At 71.9% G+C, this 20,386-nt stretch carries 18 protein-coding genes; 8 read left to right on the forward strand and 10 right to left on the reverse strand.

Features of this window, described 5'->3' with window-relative positions; translation table 11 throughout:
* Positions 1 to 102: 102 nt before the first annotated feature.
* Both Acy02nite_RS33215 and Acy02nite_RS33220 read right to left on the reverse strand, forming a co-directional pair.
* Positions 103 to 1,125, reverse strand: a complete 1,023-nt coding sequence (locus Acy02nite_RS33215; protein ID WP_203749634.1) for a Gfo/Idh/MocA family protein — start codon at positions 1,123 to 1,125, stop codon at positions 103 to 105.
* 97 nt (positions 1,126 to 1,222) lie between these two features.
* Complete coding sequence (locus tag Acy02nite_RS33220) at positions 1,223 to 2,131, reverse strand: hypothetical protein (RefSeq protein ID WP_203749637.1); 909 nt, start codon at positions 2,129 to 2,131, stop codon at positions 1,223 to 1,225.
* A gap of 128 nt (positions 2,132 to 2,259) precedes the next feature.
* Here Acy02nite_RS33220 and Acy02nite_RS33225 point away from each other — a divergent pair, with 128 nt between their 5' ends.
* Complete coding sequence (locus Acy02nite_RS33225; protein WP_203749640.1) at positions 2,260 to 3,081, forward strand: methyltransferase domain-containing protein; 822 nt, start codon at positions 2,260 to 2,262, stop codon at positions 3,079 to 3,081.
* On the opposite strand, the gene Acy02nite_RS33230 is transcribed toward Acy02nite_RS33225, so the two are convergent.
* The 4 genes from Acy02nite_RS33230 to Acy02nite_RS33245 all read right to left on the reverse strand — a co-directional run bounded on the left by Acy02nite_RS33230 (position 3,078) and on the right by Acy02nite_RS33245 (position 8,011).
* On the reverse strand, positions 3,078 to 4,565 hold the full coding sequence (locus Acy02nite_RS33230; RefSeq protein WP_203749643.1) for a glycoside hydrolase family 130 protein: 1,488 nt from the start codon (positions 4,563 to 4,565) through the stop codon (positions 3,078 to 3,080). The genes Acy02nite_RS33225 and Acy02nite_RS33230 overlap by 4 nt on opposite strands.
* Positions 4,562 to 5,644 carry a glycosyltransferase gene (locus tag Acy02nite_RS33235; RefSeq protein WP_203749783.1) on the reverse strand — a complete coding sequence of 361 codons (1,083 nt, stop codon included), beginning with the start codon at positions 5,642 to 5,644 and terminating at the stop codon, positions 4,562 to 4,564. Before Acy02nite_RS33235 ends, Acy02nite_RS33230 begins: the two co-directional genes overlap by 4 nt.
* 20 nt (positions 5,645 to 5,664) lie before the next feature.
* The gene (locus tag Acy02nite_RS33240) at positions 5,665 to 6,831 is read right to left on the reverse strand and encodes a glycosyltransferase (protein ID WP_203749646.1); all 1,167 of its coding nucleotides are present in this window, start codon (positions 6,829 to 6,831) and stop codon (positions 5,665 to 5,667) included.
* 178 nt (positions 6,832 to 7,009) lie between these two features.
* Positions 7,010 to 8,011: a glycosyltransferase family 4 protein gene (locus Acy02nite_RS33245; protein ID WP_203749649.1), complete on the reverse strand. Its 1,002-nt coding sequence runs from the start codon at positions 8,009 to 8,011 to the stop codon at positions 7,010 to 7,012.
* An 82-nt stretch (positions 8,012 to 8,093) separates the two neighbouring features.
* Between Acy02nite_RS33245 and Acy02nite_RS33250 the strand changes: the two genes are divergently transcribed.
* The gene (locus tag Acy02nite_RS33250; RefSeq protein WP_203749652.1) at positions 8,094 to 9,794 is read left to right on the forward strand and encodes an alpha-glucosidase; all 1,701 of its coding nucleotides are present in this window, start codon (positions 8,094 to 8,096) and stop codon (positions 9,792 to 9,794) included.
* A 167-nt stretch (positions 9,795 to 9,961) separates the two neighbouring features.
* On the opposite strand, the gene Acy02nite_RS33255 is transcribed toward Acy02nite_RS33250, so the two are convergent.
* A complete protein-coding gene (locus Acy02nite_RS33255; RefSeq protein ID WP_203749655.1) occupies positions 9,962 to 10,108 on the reverse strand; it encodes a hypothetical protein in 147 nt (48 codons plus the stop codon).
* A 60-nt stretch (positions 10,109 to 10,168) separates the two neighbouring features.
* On the reverse strand, positions 10,169 to 11,752 hold the full coding sequence (locus Acy02nite_RS33260; protein ID WP_203749670.1) for a CocE/NonD family hydrolase: 1,584 nt from the start codon (positions 11,750 to 11,752) through the stop codon (positions 10,169 to 10,171).
* A 55-nt stretch (positions 11,753 to 11,807) separates the two neighbouring features.
* Between Acy02nite_RS33260 and Acy02nite_RS33265 the strand changes: the two genes are divergently transcribed.
* A complete protein-coding gene (locus Acy02nite_RS33265; protein WP_203749674.1) occupies positions 11,808 to 12,434 on the forward strand; it encodes a TetR/AcrR family transcriptional regulator in 627 nt (208 codons plus the stop codon).
* A 117-nt stretch (positions 12,435 to 12,551) separates the two neighbouring features.
* The gene (locus Acy02nite_RS33270) at positions 12,552 to 14,633 is read left to right on the forward strand and encodes a peptidoglycan recognition protein family protein (protein ID WP_203749702.1); all 2,082 of its coding nucleotides are present in this window, start codon (positions 12,552 to 12,554) and stop codon (positions 14,631 to 14,633) included.
* Here the strand turns inward: Acy02nite_RS33270 and Acy02nite_RS33275 are convergent.
* Positions 14,621 to 15,823 (reverse strand): FAD-dependent monooxygenase, encoded by a 1,203-nt coding sequence (locus Acy02nite_RS33275; protein WP_203749719.1) that lies wholly within the window; start codon positions 15,821 to 15,823, stop codon positions 14,621 to 14,623. The genes Acy02nite_RS33270 and Acy02nite_RS33275 overlap by 13 nt on opposite strands.
* A 105-nt stretch (positions 15,824 to 15,928) precedes the next feature.
* Here Acy02nite_RS33275 and Acy02nite_RS33280 point away from each other — a divergent pair, with 105 nt between their 5' ends.
* The 4 genes from Acy02nite_RS33280 to Acy02nite_RS33295 all read left to right on the forward strand — a co-directional run bounded on the left by Acy02nite_RS33280 (position 15,929) and on the right by Acy02nite_RS33295 (position 19,182).
* Complete coding sequence (locus Acy02nite_RS33280; RefSeq protein ID WP_203749731.1) at positions 15,929 to 16,819, forward strand: TetR/AcrR family transcriptional regulator C-terminal domain-containing protein; 891 nt, start codon at positions 15,929 to 15,931, stop codon at positions 16,817 to 16,819.
* Between the two features lie 99 nt (positions 16,820 to 16,918).
* Positions 16,919 to 17,491, forward strand: a complete 573-nt coding sequence (locus Acy02nite_RS33285) for a hypothetical protein (protein WP_239175442.1) — start codon at positions 16,919 to 16,921, stop codon at positions 17,489 to 17,491.
* Positions 17,492 to 17,623: 132 nt separating this feature from the next.
* Positions 17,624 to 18,256 carry a bifunctional 4-hydroxy-2-oxoglutarate aldolase/2-dehydro-3-deoxy-phosphogluconate aldolase gene (locus tag Acy02nite_RS33290; RefSeq protein ID WP_239175443.1) on the forward strand — a complete coding sequence of 211 codons (633 nt, stop codon included), beginning with the start codon at positions 17,624 to 17,626 and terminating at the stop codon, positions 18,254 to 18,256.
* The gene (locus Acy02nite_RS33295; protein WP_203749736.1) at positions 18,253 to 19,182 is read left to right on the forward strand and encodes a sugar kinase; all 930 of its coding nucleotides are present in this window, start codon (positions 18,253 to 18,255) and stop codon (positions 19,180 to 19,182) included. The genes Acy02nite_RS33290 and Acy02nite_RS33295 overlap by 4 nt, the downstream gene beginning before the upstream one ends.
* Positions 19,183 to 19,622: 440 nt before the next feature.
* On the opposite strand, the gene Acy02nite_RS33300 is transcribed toward Acy02nite_RS33295, so the two are convergent.
* The gene (locus Acy02nite_RS33300; RefSeq protein ID WP_203749739.1) at positions 19,623 to 20,354 is read right to left on the reverse strand and encodes a MerR family transcriptional regulator; all 732 of its coding nucleotides are present in this window, start codon (positions 20,352 to 20,354) and stop codon (positions 19,623 to 19,625) included.
* Between the last annotated feature and the right edge of the window lie 32 nt (positions 20,355 to 20,386).

Consider the following 20,386-nt stretch of genomic DNA (forward strand, 5'->3'; position numbering starts at 1 on the left):
GCTCGCGGGGCTCGCGGGGCTCGCGGGGCTCGCGGGGCTCGCGGGGCTCGCGGGGCTCGCGGGGCTCGCGGGCTCGCGGGGCGAGCGGGCTCGCGGGGCGAGCTAGAGGGTGACGGAACGGCCGGTGGAGGCGCTGACGCGGGCGGCGTCGAGGACCTCCATGGCGCGAACGGTGTCCCACGGGTCGACCGGCAGCGGGCCGTTGCCGAGGACCGCGTCGGCGAACGCCGGGTAGAACGAGTCCCACCGGCCACGGGAACTCTCGACCGGGGCGCCGGTGGTGCCGCGCCACAGGTGACCCCAGCGGTGCTCGTGCTCGATGCCCCAGCGGTCGCCGAGCTTGGCCGGGGTCCGGCCGGCCTTCAGCAGCTCCTCCTGGCCGTCGAGCTCCGCCGAGATGTACGTGCCGGCGGTGCCGGTGACGCGGAAGCGCGGCCCCGGGCCACCCTGGCGCCAGCTGCCCCACAGGTGCGACTCGACGCCGCTGAGGTGGTGCATGGCCAGGAAGAAGTCGTCGTCGAGCTCGGTGTCGCCGCGCATCTCGGCGTAGACGCGCTGGGCCGGGCCGTGCAGCTTGAGGGCCTGGTCGACCAGGTGCGAGCCGAAGTCGAGCAGGGTGCCGCCGCCGGCCGGCTTGATCTGGCGGTCGGGGGCCCAGCGTTCCATGCGGGACTCGAACCGGCGGATCGTGCCGAGCGAGCCCTTCTCGATCAGCTTCTGGATCGTGAGGTAGTCCGAGTCGAAGCGCCGGTTCTGGTAGACCGTGAGCGGCACCTCGGCGGCCTCGGCGGCCTTGACCAGCTCACGGGCGGTCGGCGCGTCCAGCGTGAACGGCTTGTCGACGACCACTGCCAGACCGAGCCGGATGGCTTCGAGGGCCAGCTCGGCGTGCGTGTGCGCGGGCGTGGAGATGGCCACGGCGCGGACCCCGTCGGCGGCCAGCGCGGCGAGGGAGTCGTAGGCCCCGACCTCGGGGAGCGTCTCCGCGAGTTGCTTGCGGCGCTCCTCGGAGGTGGTGACGACACCGGCGAAATCGATGTTCGGGGCCGACGCGATCAGGGGGGCGTGGAAGATCCGCCCGCCACTGCCGTACCCCACCAGCCCGAACCGCACCTGCTCGATCATGCCGGAAGTTTTTCACATCGGTTGCCGGACCGTTACGGGTGCACCCGGCCGTTACTTGTGATAACGGCCGCATGACACGGCGTCACGAAATGTGGTATCAGCGGCGCAGTCCCAGTGCGGTGCGCACCACACTTCCGGCCGGGCGGAAGATCTCGTCGCGCAGCCAGCGGCCGGTGACCGCGAGGCCGTGGAACAGGGCGCCGAACGTGTACCGCCAGGCGAACGCGACGGCGAGGCCGATCGGGCGCACGACGTACCGATAGATCATCCGAGATGCCCACGCGATCGCGAGGCCGACCGGCCGCAGGATCCACCGGTAGGACGCCAGAACGGTCCAGGCGATCGCGAGGCCGATCGGCCGGAGCACCCAGCGGTAGAAGGCGACGACCGTCCACGCGATCCCCCGGGCGACCGGCCGCAGCACCCAGCGGTAGGTCGCGACGGCCAGCATGACGATCGCGAGGCCGAAGGGGCGCAGGATCCAGCGGTACGACGCCCGGACGGCCCACTCGATGGCGACCCCGGACATCCGGAACGCCCAGGCCAGCGCCCGCCCGATCGGGGCCAGCACCCAGCGGTACAGCGTGAGGAGCAGCCACGCGAGCCCGTGGCCGATCGGCGCCAGGACCCAGTTGTACAGCGCCCGCCCGACCGGCACCAGCACCCACATGACCGCCATCGCGATCGGCCGCAACAGATACCGCAGGAGCATCCGCAGCACCCAGGCGATGCCGGTGACCAGCGCGGCGACCGACCAGCGCAGCGCGTGCCAGATCGGCAGCAGCACCCACTGCAGGACCTGCCGGAGCACCCAGAGCAGTGGCGCGACGAGGAAGGTCCGCACCAGCCAGCCCAGCGCTCGCCCGGCCGGCATCAGGACGAATCGGTAGAGCAGGACGGCGAGCTCCCAGAGCATGCGGAAGGGGAACACCACGATCAGGGCGATCGCCCGGATCGGCCAGGTGATCCAGGCCGGCGTCTCGGGCGCCGGCTGGGGTGTCGTCATATCGCGTGCTCCTCGTTCACGAGCGCCTCACGGTACTGGAACGGATCAAAAGAAAAGCAGGTGGAGCCCCCTGTCGGATGCTTGACGAGGACCGGCGATCCGGGGTGTGCCCGGAGAACAATCGCGGCATGGAACCAGCGCAGAAGGAACGTACGCCGTTCTCCGACATCGACGGACTGACCACCGAGATGTCGGAGGTCGTGCTGACCGCGCTGACCGAGATGGGCCGGCACCCGGAGATCCGCCGGGTGCGCCGCGCCGGGTTCGACGCGCTCCGCCCGGCGCTCGGCTCACGGCTGCTGGACGCGGGCTCGGGGAGCGGGGAGGTGGCCCGCAGACTGGCCGCCGAGGTGGGCCCGCGCGGCGACGTGATCGCGCTGGACCATTCGGCCGCGATCACCACGGCCGCCGTCGCCCGTCACGACGACAGCAACGTGCGGTACGTGACCGGTGACGTCGGCGCGCTCGCCCTGCCCGGCGACAGCGTCGACGGGGTGTGGTGCGAACGGGTGCTGCAGCACGTGGAGGACCCGGACGCGGCGATCGGCGAGCTGCGCCGGGTGACTCGGCCCGGCGGGCGGATCTGCCTGATCGACACGGACTGGGACTCGTTGCTGTTCGACGGGATGCCGCGGCCGTTGCAGGACACCCTGATGGGTTACGTGGCCGGCCACTTCATGCCGCCGTACCGTGATATGGGCCGCACCCTGCGCCGCCGCCTGCTCGCGGCCGGCGTGTCCGGCCTGACCGCGACGCCCGTGACGTGCGTGTTCGGCAGTCCCGACTCGGCCGCCGTGGTGCTTCCGATGGTCAACCCGAGGGTCCCCGCCGGCGCCTGGCAGACCCCGCCGGGTCTGCGCGAGGAGTGGCTGGCCTGCGTCGAGGCGGCCGGCGCCCGCGGCGACTTCCTCGCCGTCCTCACGATCTGGGTCGTAGCGGGAACTCTCTAACGCTCGACGGGGACCATTCTGTGGAGCAGTCGGTCCAGCGGCATGCTCGCGAAGCTGATGCGAACGTCGCTGGAGGCGTACGGCAGCCAGAACCGCCCGTCGTGCACCAGCCCCCCGCAGGAGTAGAGCACGTTCGGCACGTAACCCTCGCGTTCGATCTCGTCCGGGTCGATCAGCCCGTGCGGCAGGTCGGCGAGCACCCGTGAGGGGTCGTCGAGGTCGAGAAGCATGGCGCCGATCGCGTAGCGCCGCATCGGCCCGACCCCGTGCGTGAGCACGAGCCACCCGGCCTCGGTCTCGATCGGCGAGCCACAGTTGCCGACCTGGATCAGGTCCCACCCGCGGTGCGGCACGAGCAGCGAGCCGGCCGGCTGCCAGCGGTGCTGATCGTCGCGGACGGCCAGCCCGAGCGTCTCGCCGTCGGAACGGCAGAGCGCCATCTTCCGGCCCTTGATGTAGCGCGGGAACAGCGCCATGCCCTTGTTGCGGGCGGCCGGGCCGTGCAGCGCGGTCACCTCGAAGTGCCGCAGGTCACGGCTGTAGATGACCCGTCCGGAGATGTTGAACCCGTCGTACGCCGTGTAGGTCGCCTGGTATGCCGGCCGCCCGTCCGGGTCGATCACCTGCACGAACCGGGCGTCCTCCATGCCCCGGCTCTCGCTCGGGGTGGCCGGCCACAGCACCCGCTGGTGCAGCGGCATGGTGGCCGGGAACGTGACCGCGTAGTCGTCGCCGACGATCCGCCGGATCAGGTCCATCGTCATCGGCGTGGTCGGCCGGGCCGCCAGCTCGTGCGGCAGGTGGCCGAGGATGTCCTCGAACTCGGCGTCGTCGTACCGGTCGGGAAGCGCGTTGAGGATGTACGCGGACGCCTCGTTGTCGATGTCCTCGTCCCCGAGCGCGGCGAAGAGCTGGTGTTTCATGTGCTTGGCGCCGACCCGGGTGCCGATCGCCAGCGGGCCGTCCCGGTCCTCCAGGCGGATCGACGCGCCCGGCCCGATGATCACGCTGCAGAACCCGATGGACGAGATGTGCCCCTCGCCGATCTGCCGCAGGCTCAGCGCCGCCCGCAGTTCGCCGGGGCCCAGGTCGCTCTGGTCGGGGTGCGGGACGATCGACGGGTTGCAGAGCGCGGCCGCCTCGACCGAGAACTCGTGGCTGAAGTAGGCCCCGATCAGCGTCCGCGCCTGTGGCGACAGGTCGATCTCCGGTGGCACGCGGTGCTGGACGACCTCGTAGTGGTGCTGGAAGACCGACAGGATGTCGTGGTGCCGCCCGGAGAAGCGGTTCAGCACGTCGTCGAGCAGCGCGGTGATGTCGGCCTCGTCGAGCTGCAGCATCCGCTCGATCATGCAGGCGGCGCGGTTGTGCGTGGCGTGCGCGTCCTCACCGGGCACGAACAACTTGATCACGACCCGGCGGCCGTCGGGCTGCATGGTGATGTTGTGGCGAGTGATGTCGGTCGAGTTCACAGTCGCTGTCACGCCGGACCGCCTGAAGGTCTAGTCGCGCTCCGGGCCGCCAGGGTGCGGGCATGCTGCAGCGTGGAGACGAGCGCGAGGGTGGATTCGGCTCCTTGGTTCAGATTAGGGCCATCCGCCGTCAATCCGTCATAACAACCGCAAGTCTCACTGTCGTACATCAGCGATCCGGTGTCGTTGTCGCCCAGAAACCAGGCGATCGACTGAAAGAGCGGGGCGTCCCAGCGCTCGTCCCCGGTGACCGCGGCCGCCGTGGCGCACGCGTCAGCGGTCGCCGCCGCCTCGATCGGCTGCTGGTCGTGCCGGTGCCGGGGCTCGCCGGGCCGCCAGCCGCCGACCGGCACTGTCGACAGGTGGCCGTGGTGCTCCTGCTGGTCGCAGAGCCAGGAGAGCATCCGCAGGCCGTCGGCGAGCAGCGCCTCGTCGCCGAGCAGATCACCGGCCGCGATCACCACCTCGGCAAGGGCCGGATTGGCGTACGTGAGCTCGCGTTCCGGCCACACCCACGCGGGATCGGAGCCGGGCAGGCCGACGACCGTCGCGGCGTCACCGAGCAGTTCCGCGGCGAGCCGGTCGTGCGGGTCGGCGCGCAGCACCTCGGCCGCGCCCAGCCCGGCGAACGCCATCGCCCGTGGCCAGGGGGAACGCCGGGAGGCGCCCAGGCGGAACGCGAACATCGCCTCCCGCCGGATCCATCGCGCGCTGCTGCGGGCGGCAGCGGTGCCCAGCCCCCAGAGCGCCCGGCCCCACCAGTCGCCCAGCGACGGCTCGTCCTGCCAGCGCCGGTCGTAGCTCATCCGGTTCCGGAACGACCCGTCGGCGTCCTGGGCGTGGGTGAGGAAGGCCAGGTAGCGCTCGGCGGCCCGGAGCACCTCGGGCGCCGGCCGCGGCTCGCGGCTCACCACCAGCAGGCCGCGGGCGACGTCGTCGACGCAGTAGCCGTGCTCGCGCCGGACGATCGTGGTCCGGGCGTGCTCCAGCAGCCCGGTGTCGTCGGAGAGCCGGAGGACGTGGTCGAAGCGCGGTCCGGGCACGTCGGTGAGCCGGACGGGCGGCGGGATGAGCCGCAGGCCCAGGTTCAGGACGAGGTCCCTGCGGTCGCTCATGCCGGGATCGTGGCCGTGGCCAGCGGCGCGCGGTCGGCCAGCAGGCGGGCCGCCAGGGACTGGTAGCGCGCGGCCACCGCCGGCCACCGCAGGGTCGGCCCGCCGGCGATCCCGGCCATCCGGCCGGGCAGGCCCGGCTCGGCGAGCACGTGCCGGATCGCGAGGGCCATCGCCTCCGGGTCCTGGTGCGGCACGAGCAGCCCGGGCCCGTCCGCGAGCAGTTCCACGGCGTGCGGGAACTCGGTCGCGACCACCGGGATCCCGGCTCCGACGGCTTCGATCAGCACGCCGGAGGTGACCTGCTCGGTGGAGTCGTAGGGCAGCACCACGGCGTCCGCCGACCGGATCAGCCGGGACAGCTCGGCCGGCTCCAGGTACGCGTCCACCCAGCGCACCGTGTCCGTCACGCCGAGTTCCCCGGCCAGGTTCACCAGGGACGCCCGGTACACGTCACCCTGCTGTTCGAGCACCTTGGGATGGGTCCGCCCGGCGATCGTGTAGACCGGCTCCGGCCGCAGGTCGCCGAGCTGGGCCAGCGCGCGCAGCGCCCACTCGATGCCCTTGCCCGGCCCGAGCAGGCCCCAGGTGAGCAGGTTCGGCCGGTCGTGGTCCTCGCGGGGCACCCCGGCGTGGCTGGCCGCGCCGTGCGGGATCACCGTGATCTTGCGCGGGTTCACCTCGTAGTTCGCGGTGAGCCGCTGCCGGGCGGTGTCGGTCATGGTCACGATCGCGTCGGCGAGGTCGGCGATCTGTTCGAGGACCGCGCGCTGCAGATGGTCGGGGTTGGTGAGAACGGTGTGCAGCACCACGATGGCCGGCGCCTTGAGGGCGCGCAGCAGCGGCAGCACCTCCGCGCCGGCGTCACCGGGGTAGATGCCGTACTCGTGCTGGATGACCGCCACGTCGAAGCGGTTCAGCGCGGTGGCCGCGGTGGTCCAGCCGCCGGGCCGGTCGGTGTGCCAGGTGTGCACGACCCGAGGCGCGGCCCGGTCGAGTGCGATTCCCCCACCGGCGTTGTCCTGGCTGAGCAGGCGGACCACACCCGATCCGACGGCCGCTCCGGGCGTTCCGGCGGTGAGATGCGTGGCGAGTGCCGCATTGAACGTCGCCAAACCGCATTGTGTGGGCGGATACGTACTCAGAAACCCGTATGTCGCGGGCATGACTGGCCTTTCTCTCCTCGGCCGGCTGCCTCCCCGCAGCGCGGACACCGCGCGCGGGCATGGCTGGGCCGTGTTCCGGGAGCCGGCTGGCACCGCGCGTGAACGGCGTAAAGGCGTTCCGGGAAATAGCCCCGTTTAACGCGCTATTCACATGGGGACCGTAACAAGATCAAGCTATTCAACTGATGATTTTTCGGTAAATCGCCAAGTACTCATCGACCATCCGATCCGCCGAGAACCGCTCCCGCGCGCGGTCCGAGCACGCTTTCCGATCCAGGCGCGCGACCTCGTCGACAGCGGCGACCGCCTCGTCGATCCCGTCTGCCAGCCGGCCGGTGACGCCCTCGTCCACCACCTCGGTCATGGATCCTTTGCGGTACGCGACGACGGGCGTCCCGCAGATCATCGACTCCACCACGGAGAGGCCGAACGGCTCGGCGAACCGGATCGGGTGCAGCAGCGCCGCCCCGGAGCCGAGGACCGCCCCGCGCTCGTCCGGTCCCACCGAGCCCAGGTAGACCACCGCATCGCCGTCGATCTTCGGTTCGATCGCCGACTCGAAGAAGGCCCGGTCCTGCACGATCCCGCAGATCACCAGTCGCCGCCCGGCCCGGCGCGCGATCTCGATGGCCAGGTCGGTGCCCTTGTCCGGGTGGATCCGCCCGAACAGGATCAGGTCGTCGCCGCCGTCCGCGTGGAACGGGAGCCCGCCGAGATCCACACCGTGGTGCACGGTGGCCACGTAGTCCAGTTCGGGCGAACGGTCGCTGTCGGAGATGGACACGAACTTCGACCGGGCCCGCCCGTACGCCGGAAGGATGTTCCTGCCGGAGAATCCGTGCACGGTGGTCAGCATCGGCGCCCGGCTGTGCGCGGAGAACGCCAGCGGCAGCCAGTCGAGGTGGTTGTGGATCAGGTCGAACTCGCCCGAGCGCTCGAGCGCGTGACTGACGTGGATCGCCTCCCACACCCGCCCGTCGAGCTCGTCGTTGCCCTCGTAACCGGCCGGGGCGACGCCGTCCAGCGTGGCTGTGGTGACCGAGTCGAGGGTGGCGAAGAGCGTGACGTCGATCCCGCGCTCGACCAGCCCCTCGGCGATCAGGCTGGTGATCAGCTCCCACGGCCCGTAGTGCAGCGGGGGAGTGCGCCAGGCGATGGGCCCCAGCAAGGCGACCTTCATGACAAAAGGTATTTCTCGGCGATAACCACGTGGTAAGTATGCCCGCCCGATACCGGCCGCGTTCTCGTGTTAGAGAAGAGCAATGACGGATTCGTGGTGGAAGAAGGCTGTCGTCTACCAGATCTACCCGCGGAGCTTCGCGGACTCGGACGGCGACGGGATGGGTGATCTGCGCGGGGTCATCAACCACCTCGATCACCTCGCCGAGCTCGGCGTGGACGTGCTGTGGCTGTCGCCGATCTATCCCTCGCCGCAGGACGACAACGGTTACGACATCAGTGACTACCAGGACATCGAGCCGATGTTCGGCACGCTGGAGATCTTCGACGAGCTGCTCGCCGGGGCGCACGAGCGCGGCATGAAGATCGTCATGGACCTGGTGGTGAACCACAGCTCCGACGAGCACCCCTGGTTCGCCGAGAGCCGTTCGTCCAGGGAGAGCCCGAAGCGCGACTGGTACTGGTGGAAGCCCGCCCGCGAGGGCATGGAGCCCGGCACGCCCGGTGCCGAGCCGACCAACTGGGGCTCGGTCTTCGGCGGCCCGGCCTGGGAGTTCGACGAGAAGACCGGCGAGTACTACCTGCACCTGTTCTCGAGGAAGCAGCCCGACCTCAACTGGGAGAACGACGAGGTCAGGCAGGCCGTCTACGCCATGATGCGCTGGTGGCTGGACCGGGGTGTGGACGGCTTCCGGATGGACGTCATCAACATGATCTCCAAGGTCACGCCGCTGCCGGACGGGCGGCTGGCGGCCGGGTCCGCGTACGCCGACGGCTCGGCCGGTTTCGTCGGCGGTCCCCGCCTGCACGAGTTCCTGCAGGAGATGTACCGGGAGGTCTTCGCGGGCCGCGAGGGCCTGCTGACCGTCGGCGAGATGCCCGGCGTCACCGTGGAGGAGGCACGACTGCACACCGACCCGGCGCGGCACGAGATCGACATGGTCTTCCAGTTCGATCACGTCTGGGCCGACCGCGGGCCGGACCCGTGGCTGCTGCAGAAGCTCCGGCTGACCAACCTCAAGGCGATCCTGGGCCGCTGGCAGGCCGGTCTCGCCGACGTCGGCTGGAACAGCCTCTACTGGAACAACCACGATCAGCCGCGGATCGTGTCCCGGTACGGCGACGACTCACCGGAACACCGGGTGGCCTCGGCCAAGATGCTCGGCACCGTGCTCCACCTGCACCGCGGCACGCCCTACGTCTATCAGGGCGAAGAGCTGGGCATGACCAACTACCCGTTCGGCGGCATCGAGGACTTCCGCGACATCGAGGCGCTCGGGCAGTACAAGCAGGCACTGGAGCTGGAAGGCCGTACGCCGGAAGAGGTCCTGACCGTGCTCCGCGCGCGCGGCCGGGACAACGCGCGCACCCCGATGCAGTGGGACACGTCGGCGAACGCCGGTTTCACCACGGGGACGCCGTGGCTGGCGGTCAACCCGAACTATCCGGAGATCAACGCGGCCGCCCAGCGCGCGGACCCGGACTCGGTCTTCCACTACTACCGGCAACTGATCGCGCTGCGGCACGCCGAGCCGGCCGTGGCCGACGGCGACTTCACCATGCTGCTGCCGCACGACGAGCGGCTCTACGCGTTCACCCGCCGGCTCGGGGACACCGAGCTGCTGGTGATCGGCAACTTCACCGGGGAGACCGTGGCGGCCGAGATCGACGACGCGGCCGGCTGGGCCGGTGCCGAGCTGCTGCTGACGAACCTGCCGGACGCGTCACCCGGCTCGCTGACCCTGGCCCCCTGGCAGGCAGTCGTCTACAAACGCACCGTCTAGCCGGCGCCGGCCCCCGGCTGGTCCGCACGGTCGTCATGCGGGTGCGGTGACGACCGTGGGAGCCAGCCGGGCAGCGGGAGTGGTGCCGCGGCCCGGTGCCGGGTTCGAGCTGGTCCTCACGGTCGTTGTGCCGTTGCGGTAACGACCGTGCGGACCAGCTCGGCCGGTCAGGCGGTGAGGACCGGCCAGGAGTAGGCGAGCAGCGCGAACGCCGCACCGAGCAGCGCCAGGCTGAAGCCGCGGCTGGGGATCGGCAGCGCCGCGAGAACCAGCAGGATCACCGCGATGATGTAGAGAATGCCCTGAGTGGACATGGAAACTCCTCGAAGCCGTGGGGATGGGGCGGCGACGCATTACCCCACGGCCGCACGGCGTCAAACCACGGACAGCTCCAGCACCGACGTGTGCCGCACGGTCGTCTCCGCCGGCACCATCCGGGTGGCCGTGGCGATCGGCTCGCCGGTGCCGTGATTGCGCATCCAGCGCGGGTACGCCCCACCGGCCACGAGCAGCCGGATCCGATGCCCGGTGCGGAACCGGTGGGCCGTCGAGCCCATCGCCACCACGGTCCGCCCGTCCGGGGTGATCCGGGCCAGCCCGTCGCACACGTTGATCGACTTCCCGGACGGGTCGACGTCGCAGAGCCGGGCGAAGAGATCACCGCTGGCCGCGCTGGTCGTCACGTCGAACTCGCCCCGCACCGGGCCCATCACCTCCACCGCCCCCGTGAGCGGTGGTGAGGTGAAGACCAGCACGTCCGCGCGACGCTCCAGCCGGGCCATGTCCCTGGTGCCCTGCGTGGGTGACTGCAGAGCGCCGCCGATCGACGGGGTCGGGTCCTCCGGGTCGTACCGGAAAGTGCTGCAACCCTGACCCGGAATCTCGGTGAGCGCCCCGGGGCCGAGGTGCAGGCGCCGCGGGCGGATCCCCGCCGGAGGCCAATCGGGCAGGTCACGCCACTCGCCGGCGCCGCCGACGTGCACCCGGACGGGCAGCTCCGGCGAGCCGCCGCGCAGCCGCCGCAGTGCCTGCGTCATGAACGCCTCCCAGTCCCGCTGGAACCCGTTGGTGTGCGTCCACGGACCGATCAGCAGGTCCGTCTCCAGGCCCGCGGCGCGCCGCCGCTGGAACAACTCGATGATCTGGTCGGTGGCCAGGTCGTGCCAGCCGGTGGCGAGACTGACCGGGATCGGCAGCGCCGCGGCGGCCGGCCCGGTGCCGGCGCCCGCCCAGTGGGGATCGTCCGCCGACGGGTTGTTCAGCCAGCTCTCGAACTCGGGGCGGCGGCCACCGTACAGCGACGGGTAGGCCTCGCCGAGCGGAACGCGCCGGAGGGTCCCGCGCAACCGCATCTGCATCCGCACGGCCGCGCCGAGGTTCGCCCGGAACGTCCTGGCCTGCGAGAAGATGGCAAGACCGCCGACCAGAGCGCGTTCCAGCGCGAACTGGCCGCCGGCCCAGTAGAAGCGGTACGGATCGAGGACCGGGACCTGGGCCACGGCGGCCCGCCACTCCGGCGGTGGAGCGTGGGCCATGGCGAACTGGGTGAACCCCGTGTAGCTCGGGCCGAGGGTGAACAGATCGCCGGTGAAGAACTCCTGCTTGCGGATCCACTCGACGGTGGCGAGGCCGTCGCGGCCCTCGTTGCGCCAGAAGGTGAACTCGCCGGTGGAACCGCCGGTGCCGCGGCTGCTCTGCATCAGCACGTGGAAGCCCTGCTCGGCGAAGAGGACCCCGAAGAGCCAGTTCCACGGAAAACCGCCGCGGATGTACGGCGAGCGGAGCAGGACCGTGGGGCACGGCTCGGTGGTGACCGGGGCGTAGTGGTCGGTCAGCAGCGTGGTGCCGTCGGCGCCGGGCACCGGCACGGCCGGCTCCCACTGGACGTCATACCGTGCGGCGGGGCCTTTACGAGCCCGTCGTCGCATCATCTTGAGAAGGAAGGGCAGGTCGCGCATCGGTCGAACCCCTTTCCCGTACGTTGTACTGAAAAGACTACCAGGAGGAACGTCGATGCCGCGAGGGCGACCACCGGCTTACACGCGTGACCAGGTTCTGGCGGCCGCGGTGACGGTCGCCGATGCCGAGGGGCTGGAGGCGGTGACCATGCGCCGGATCGCCACCGAGATCGGCGCGGGAGCGATGTCGCTCTACACCTACGTGCCGGACCGTGACCGCCTCATCGATCTGATGGTCGACCGGGTCGCGGGCGAGCCGGCGCCACCGCCGATCACCGGTGACTGGCGGGCCGACCTGCTCGCCCTCGGCGTGATGCAGCGCGACCTGATGCTGGCCCACCCGTGGCTGCCGTTCGTGCTGGCCGGCCGCCGGCTGACCGGGCCCAACCTGCTCGGCTTCCTGGAGCACGGGCTGCATGCCCTGGCGCCGGCGGCCCTGCCCGGGGTCACCAAGATGACCCTGATCGGGCTGCTGACCGGCTTCGTCGCGTCGTACGTGACGAGCGAGCTGGCCGGGGTTCCCGGCGCCGAGGCGGCCGCGGAGATCGGCGCGGCGGTGGCCGGTGGCGACTTCCCGTTCCTGCGCGAGGCGCTGACCGAGGGCGCCGCGCCGGTGCCGGACTTCGCGACACTCGCGGACTGGATGATCACCGGTCTGGTCGAGCGGGCCGTCCGCGGATAAGCAGAGCGTTTTTCACAGAAAGCACCACGAGCCACTCGAGCACCCGGCAAGGTGTCAGATGGTCGCCGGTTCGATCCCGTTTTGACCCCTTCCGCCGGTGGCCTGGGGAGCTTTCGCATGCGCCGCAAACGTCTACTCACCGCGCTCGTCGCCGCCACCCCGGTGATCGCCCTGGCGGTCGCCGGGGGCCTGTCCCGGTCGCCCGGGGCGGCGCCGATGCTGCAGACGTACGCGTTCACCAGCGCGATGCGCCTCGTCGCCGAGACCGGCAGCACGGATGCCGCGGGCGTCGCGGCCGAGGTGCCGGAGCGTGACACCGAGCGGTTCAGCCTGCTCGGCGTGACCTGGGACGACCCGCACGCGGTCGCCGGTGGCCGGATCGAGGTACGGACCAGGCCGGTCGGCGCCCGGAGCTGGACGCCGTGGCAGACCCTCGAGACCGACGCGCCCGACGAGTCCGGCGGCGTCGACGGCGGGGTCACGCGCGGGGCGAGCGATCCGCTCTGGGTCGGCCCGTCGAACGCGGTGCAGGCCCGGGTCGTCACCGCCGGCGGGACGCGGGAGCTGCCGACCGGGATGCGGGTCGACCTGATCAACCCGGACGGAGCCGACGACGCAGGCCCGGACGTGGCGCGTGAGCCGCGCGCCGAGATGGTCCCGGCCGCGATGGAACGGCCCCGGCGGGTCAACGGGGTGGCGATCCCGCCCCGGCCGATCCCCCGGCTGCTGAGCCGGGCGGCGTGGGGCGCGAACGAGAGCATCGTCAAGGAGCCGCCCACCTACACCGGGCCGGTCCAGGTCTTCTTCGTGCACCACACCGCCACCGGCAACGGCTACAGCTGCGCGAGTTCGGCCGCCGTGGTGCGCGGGATCGAGGCGTACCAGGTGAAGAGCAAGGGCTGGAACGACATCGGCTACAACTTCCTGGTCGACAAGTGCGGCACGATCTTCGAGGGGCGCCGTGGCGGCGTGGACCGCAACGTGCTCGGCGCGCACACCCTGGGCTTCAACACCAACGCGAGCGCGGTCGCGGTGATCGGGGACTTCCGGAGCGCGGCGGTGGGCACTGCCTCCCAGCTGTCGGTGGCGCAGCTCGCGGCGTACAAGCTGGGCGCGGCCGGGAACGCGCCGTACAGCCGGGTGACGCTGACCTCCGGCGGCGGTCCGAAGTTCGCCGTCGGCCGCCGGGTGGTGCTGAACCGGATCTCCGGGCACCGCGACGCCGGGCTCACCGAGTGCCCGGGCACCTCGCTCTACCGCCGGCTCACCCCGGTCCGGCAGCTCGCCGGGGCGGCCCCGGCCGGGTTGCGCGTGACCGGGCTCAGCGGCGCGCAGGCGTGGGGCCGGACCTGGTTCACGCAGGGCTCGATCGCCGCGCTCTGGCGGCTGACCACCCCGAGCCGCATGATGGACCGATTCGACGTGTACGTCGACGGCGAGCTCGCCGCGTCCCGGACCGGCACGATGCGCGGCGGGTCCCTGCGGCTCGCGCCCGGCGCGCACCGTGTCGAGGTGCGCGCCCGGCACCTCTCCGGCCGGACCGCCAGCGCCGTCGCCAAGGTCTTCGCGGACGTCGAGCCGCCGGTGTTCGCGTCGCCGCCACAGGCGTACCTGACCGCGGGGACGGTCGGCACCACCGCGCCGATCCGGCTCGGCTGGTCCGCGACCGACCCGTCCGGCATCCGGTCGGCCGCGGTGACCGGCGCGGGGGCCGCGGTGCTCGGCGGGACCGTCAGCAGCCTGACCGGCACCGCGCCGATCGGCGCCGCGAGCACCTGGACGGTCGGGGCCACCGATCACGCCGGGAACCGCGGATCAGCCTCGGTGACCCGTACGCCCCGGGCTCTGTCGGAGGGTGCGGCGACGCGGGCCGGAAGCTGGCGGGGGATCCGGGACACCAAGCATCTCGACGGCACGGCGGGCGCCGCCGCGACCGCCGGAGCCCGGCTCAGCTGGACCGTGACCGGCCGGTCGGTCGGGCTGATCGCGGCCCGCTCGTCGACCTCCGGCCGGGTCAAGGTCACGATCGACGGCGAGGCCATGGGGTACGCCGACCTGCACGCCGACCTCCCGCAGTACCGCCGCCTGGTCTTCAGCAAGTCGTGGCCGGTGTCGGCGACCCGCACGGTCACGATCGAGCCGGAGGGCACCCCGGGCCGGCCGACCGTGATCATCGACGGTCTGGTCTACCTCAGCTGAGGCTGGTCGGTGCGCAGGCCGTAATCCTGAAGGGTGATCGCCTCGGCCTTGCCGAACTGCTTGGCCGCGAGGTTGCGCATCGGCCAGGCGGTCATCATCGACAGCGACTTCGCGCGCAGACGGATCATCAGCCGGCTGTACGGCGCGAAGCCGTTGGCGCCGCCCGGCGGCAGCTCCAGACCGGCCGCCACGTAATCGGCCATCGCGTCCTGGTAGGCGGCGAACGCCCGCTCCGGGTCACCGGTGCGGGTCAGTTCGCCGGCCAGGACGTATGCGCCGACCAGGCTCATGCTGGTGCCCAGCCCGGCCAGCGGCGACCCGCAGTAGCCGGCGTCGCCGACCAGCGCGACCCGGCCCCGCCACCAGCGCTTCACGTGCACCTGGTTGATCGAGTCGAAGAAGAAGTCCGGCGCGTCCGGCATCTGCGCCAGCAACTCCGGGATCTTCCAGGCGCCGCCGGCCATCCGTTCCGCGACCACCCGCTTCTCCTCGTCCCGGGTCAGCCGCTCGTAGCGGGCCTCCGGCTCGCGGAAGCCGAGGTGCGCCTTGGCGGTGCCGCCGCGCTCCGGGCGCAACCCGGCTACCCGGCCCGGCTCGTTGTACATCAGGTACCAGTTGTCCAGGTCGCCCGGATCGGTCACGGTGAAGTACGCCGAGTAGACGCCCAGGTAGCGCACGAAGTCCGCGTCCGGGCCGAAGGCCAGCGAACGCACCCCGGAGTGCACGCCGTCCGCCCCGATCACCAGGTCGTACCGATCGCGCAGGCCGCTCGCGAAGGTGACGTCCACGCCGTCCGCGTCCTGGGACAGCTCGGTGAGGTGGTCGCCGTACCGGTACTCGGTGAACCCGGCCGTCGCGTCCCGCAGCACCTCGGCGAGGTCACCCCGGGCGATCTCGATCTCGGCCACCATGCCCTCGCCGCCGAACGCGTCCGCGGGCATCCGGCCCATCGGGCGGTTCCGGCGGTCCACCAGCAGCCAGCCCCGCTCGTCGACCTGCCGGGCCCGGATCGCCTCGCGGATGCCCATCCAGTCGACGACCTGCCGTGCCACGCCCCGGATGTCCACCGCGTGGCCGCCCGGCCGCGGCCGCCGCGACTTCTCCACCACGGTCACCTCGGCGCCGGCCCGGTGCAGCCAGAACGCGCATGCCGGCCCGGCGATGCTGCTCCCGGAAATCAGTACCCGCATCTCCCCGCTCCTTTGCGTACTCTGTATATCGATGTACTAGGGGACGGTAGGTGCGGCACTCTGACCAGGGCAAACCGCACTAGTACGGGAAGGTTGGTGTACTAGGTGGGCGAGCCGGCGTACACGAAGATCGCGGCTGACCTGAAGCGCCGCATCGAGGCCGGTGAGCTGCGGCCCGGCGAGCGGATCCCGTCCGCGCGGGCGATCACCAGGGAATGGGGTGTCGCCATCGCGACCGCCACGAAGGCGCACGCCGTCCTGCGCGACCAGGGCCTGACCGTGGCCCGCCCCGGCGTCGGCACGGTGGTGGCCGGCCCCGCCCCGCGCCGTGACACCGACCTGAGCCTCGACCGGATCGTGGCGGCCGCGATCGCCGTCGCCGACGAGCACGGCATGGCGGAGCTGTCCATGCGCCGCGTCGCCGCCTCGCTGAACGTGGCGACCATGTCGCTCTACCGGCACGTGCCCAGCCGGGAGGAGCTCGAGGTCGCCATGATCGACGGAGCGCTCGGCGAGCTGCGGGTGGCGCCGCGCTACACCGGCGATTGGCGGGCCGATCTGGAACAGTGCGGCCGCGTCATGTGGGCCCTGTTCCAGCGGCATCCGTGGCTGGGCGTGACGATGTCGCTGACCCGCCCGCAGCTCTCCCGGAACGCGATGCGCCTCGGCGAGTGGATCATGGGGGCGCTCGGTCCGGCCGGGCTGAGCGCCCCCGACCGGATGCTGGTGCAGGTGCTGCTGTTCAGCTTCGTGCGGGGGCTGGCCGACGCGATCCAGCCGGAGGCCGAGGCGATGCGGGACACCGGGCTGACCGGCGACGAGTGGATGGAACAGCAGGAGCCGGCGTTCCACCGGCTGCTCGCGGACCAGCCCTCGCCGGCGTACGAGGAGCTGTTTCTCCGTACGCCGGACTTCGATTTCGATCTTGATGTTCTGTTCGAGTTCGGCCTGGCGCGCTTCCTGGACGGCATCGGCGTCTGGATCAGCTCTGTCTGATGGCCGCACTGCGCTCGGCGGGCGAGATGCGGGGTGGGCGATCACCGGCGAGGGGTGTGGTTGACAGACCGCCCGGCGCGGGGTCGATACGGTAGGCGGGTGTCTCAGATCCCGTGGTGGGGGCTGCCCCTGGTCGCCGCCGTGTTTGCCCTGGTCGGCGCCGCTGCGGTGCGTTACATCGCCGCACGTGACAACGACCTGCTGAGCCGTCGGCGGCGCACCCGCCGGTGGTACGAGGAGCGCAAGGAGGCATATGTCACTCTGCTCACCGGCTTCGAGCGGGCCACCGTGCGGTTGCGCGCAGGCTTCGAGGCGGGAGGGAAACCGCCGACGCTGCTCTCCTACGTCGACGAGATCGGCCCGGCGCTGATGCCGGTGCGGCTGCTCGCCTCCGGCCCGGTCCGCAGCGCCGCGCTCGCCGTGCACCTGCAGCTGGAGCAGCTGCACGGCCAGATGAACCCGGCCGCGGTCAGCGGGGTCCGTCCCGAGACCCACTTCCGTGAGCTGCTCGCCCAGGTGCCGCTGGTCATGCAACAGTTCGAGGCGGCCATCCGGGAGGAGCTGGGCATCGAGGACACGCCGCCGGTCGCGCTGCCGCACACCTCGAACGGCAAGGTGCGGCGGCTGCCGCGCAAGGCCGAGGCCGGCGAACCGGAGCCCGAGCGTCGCTGACCGCGCCGGCCCGCTCCGGCGCGGTCGCGGTCCGGCTCGCCTCCGCGGCCGCTCTCCGAGCTAGGGTCATGTGGCCAGGGGGAATGCGCTTTCCTCTGGCCAGCGGGGCAGACATCGGGCAGGATCGAAGTCGTGACCGACTCGCTTGATCCCGTAACCGCCGCCATCGTCGACGGCGGCATCGTCGCCATCCTCCGCGCACCGTCCGCCGGTGGGTTCGCCGCCGTCGCCGACGTGCTGGTCGCCGCCGGCATCACCGCCCTCGAAGTCACCCTCACCTCGAACGGCGCGCTGGAGGCCATCGCCGGCCTGCGCCGCCGGCTGCCCGCCGCCACGATCATCGGCGCCGGCACCGTCCTCACCCCCGACGACGCGAAGGCCGCCGTCGACGCGGGAGCGTCTTTCCTGGTCTCGCCGGTGCTGGACGCACTCGCCGGGCAGAGCGTGCCGTGCTATCCGGGGGCGTACACCCCCACCGAGGTGTACTCGGCGTATCGCGCCGGGGCGCCGCTGGTCAAACTCTTCCCGGCCGGGGGACTGCGGCCGGCGTACCTCAAGGATCTTCGTGGTCCTCTGCCGCAGGTCCGGATCCTGCCGACCGGCGGCATCAACCTCGACGACATCCCCGGCTGGCTGACCGTGGGAGCGGCGGCTGTCGGGCTCGGTGGCCCCCTGGTCGGGGACGCGGCCGACGGGGGCAGCCTGACCGCGCTGGCCGCCCGCGCCGAACGCGCGGTGGCCGCCGTCGCGATCGCCCGCTCATGACCGGCGGCCTCTTCACCCTCGGCGAGTCCATGGGGATCTTCGTGGCCGACGGCATCGGCCCCATCGAGCACGCCCGTGGGTTCACGCTGGCCGTCGGCGGCGCCGAGAGCAACGTCGCGGTCGGCGTCGCTCGCCTCGGCGGCTCCGCCACCTGGCTCGGCAGGCTCGGTCCCGATTCCGCCGGGTCGCTGATCACCGGCCGGTTGAAGGCTTCCGGCGTACGGGTGTGGGCCCTGCCCGACGACGCCCCCACCGGCCTGATGATCCGCTACCGCCGGTCCGCCCAGTTCATCCATGCCGACTATCACCGGGCGGGCAGCGCCGGCTCCCGGCTGACCCCGGCCGACCTGCCGTTGCCCGCGGTGGAGTCGGCCGGCGTCCTGCACGTCACCGGCATCACCCCGGCGCTGAGCGACACCGCCCGGGCCACGGTCTTCGCCGCCGTCGAAGCCGCCCGGGCCGCCGGGGTGCCGGTCTCCCTCGACGTCAACTACCGCAGCAAGCTGTGGTCCCGTTTCGACGCCGCCCCGGTGCTGCGCGACCTGGCGGCGCGTGCCGACATCGTCTTCGCCGGCCCGGACGAGGCCGCGATCTTCGTGGACGCCGCCGACCCGTTGGACGGCCTCGCCAAGCTGGGCCCGGCCGAGGTGATCCTCAAGGACGGCGCCCGTGGCTGCACCGCGCTGATCGACGGCGACCGTTACTCGGTCCCGGCCCTGCCGGTGACGGCGATCGACCCGGTCGGCGCCGGTGACGCGTTCGTGGCGGGCTACCTGGCCGACCGTCTCGACGGCGCCCCGCCGTCCCGGCGCCTGGGGACAGCCATAGCCGCCGGAGCCTTCGCGGTGACCGTTCCCGGGGATTGCGAGGGCGCTCCGACCCGCGCCGAGCTGGCCGCCCTCACCGGGACCGACATCAACCGCTGACCCCGCCGATGTGACCGGCCGCCGGCTGGAGCGCGCGCCGGCCTCGGCCAGGTGTCGCGCCGACCTCGGCCAGGTGTTGTGCCTGGCGAGGACAGCCCGTGGGTGCCTCGCGCGGGCTGTGTGCGGGGTCGGGCCGGCGGCGCGGTGCGGCGTTGCGGGCTGGTGCTCATGGTCGTTGTTCGTGCCTCATGACGACCATGAGCACCAGCCGGGGGCCGGGGTCCCGCGCCGTGCTCAGCCCCGGCGATTTCCCGCGCATCCATCCGGGCCGGCCGGAGGTGATTCGTGTCAGGTGTGATTGGACGGTGGGTGAGCGGGGTAGACAATCCTCGTACCGCGAGCAGGCCGGTGACTACCGCACCGGCAGCTACCGGGACTGTCCGCGCTGACCCGCGGTTGATGCCCGCCGCCCCGCCCGGACCCCCACGGGCGGGGCGGCTCTATGTCCGCGGGTTCCTTCCGTCACCGGCGGCCTCGATCACCTGGAGGAAGTCGGAGAGCCGGGCCGCCGCGGTGAGCATCGCCCGGCCGCGGGCGCTCAGCCGGGCACGCCACTCGGTCAGCGAGGAGGCCAGCGACGCGGCGCCCCCGGCGGTGCGCACCTGGCGCAGCACCGTGGCGATGTGCGCCAGACCGTATCCGCCACGCCGGAGCAGATGCGCGAGGTCAGCGTCCCGGATGTCGTCGGCCGAGTAGAGGCGCTGCTGGCTGCTCCTGGCCCGACTCGGCACGAGGATCCCGGCGTCCTCCCATTTGCGCAGGGTGGCCGGGGTGACGCCGAGCCGGTGGGCGAGCGCGCCGACCGTGATCGGGCGTACGGCGGTGGGCGCGGGCCGGCTCAGCAGTCCCGCGGTCGCCTCGACCGCGGCCAGGGTCTCCCGATCCCGGATCAGCGCGGCGTGACCGGAATCGATCGCCGTGAACGCACTGTCGAGGTCACCACCGAGAACGGCGCGCATGATCGTCGAGGCGGGCCCGTGCCCGTACGCGGAGACGAGCGCGAGAAAAGCGGTGACCGCGGCCAGGTGCTGCTCGCCGTAGGCGCGGTACCCGCTCGCGGTGCGCTGCGCCGGCGGGATGACGCCGTCGCTCTCGTAGTTGCGGATCGCCTGCGCCGAGAGCCCGTGTCGCCGGGCCAGGTCGACCGGCCGATACGTTTGAGGCTTCGACATCTCCGTCCAGGCACTTCGTGGCTTGACCTTCA

This window comes from Actinoplanes cyaneus, from assembly GCF_016862095.1.
GTDB classification, from domain to species: Bacteria; Actinomycetota; Actinomycetes; order Mycobacteriales; family Micromonosporaceae; genus Actinoplanes; species Actinoplanes cyaneus.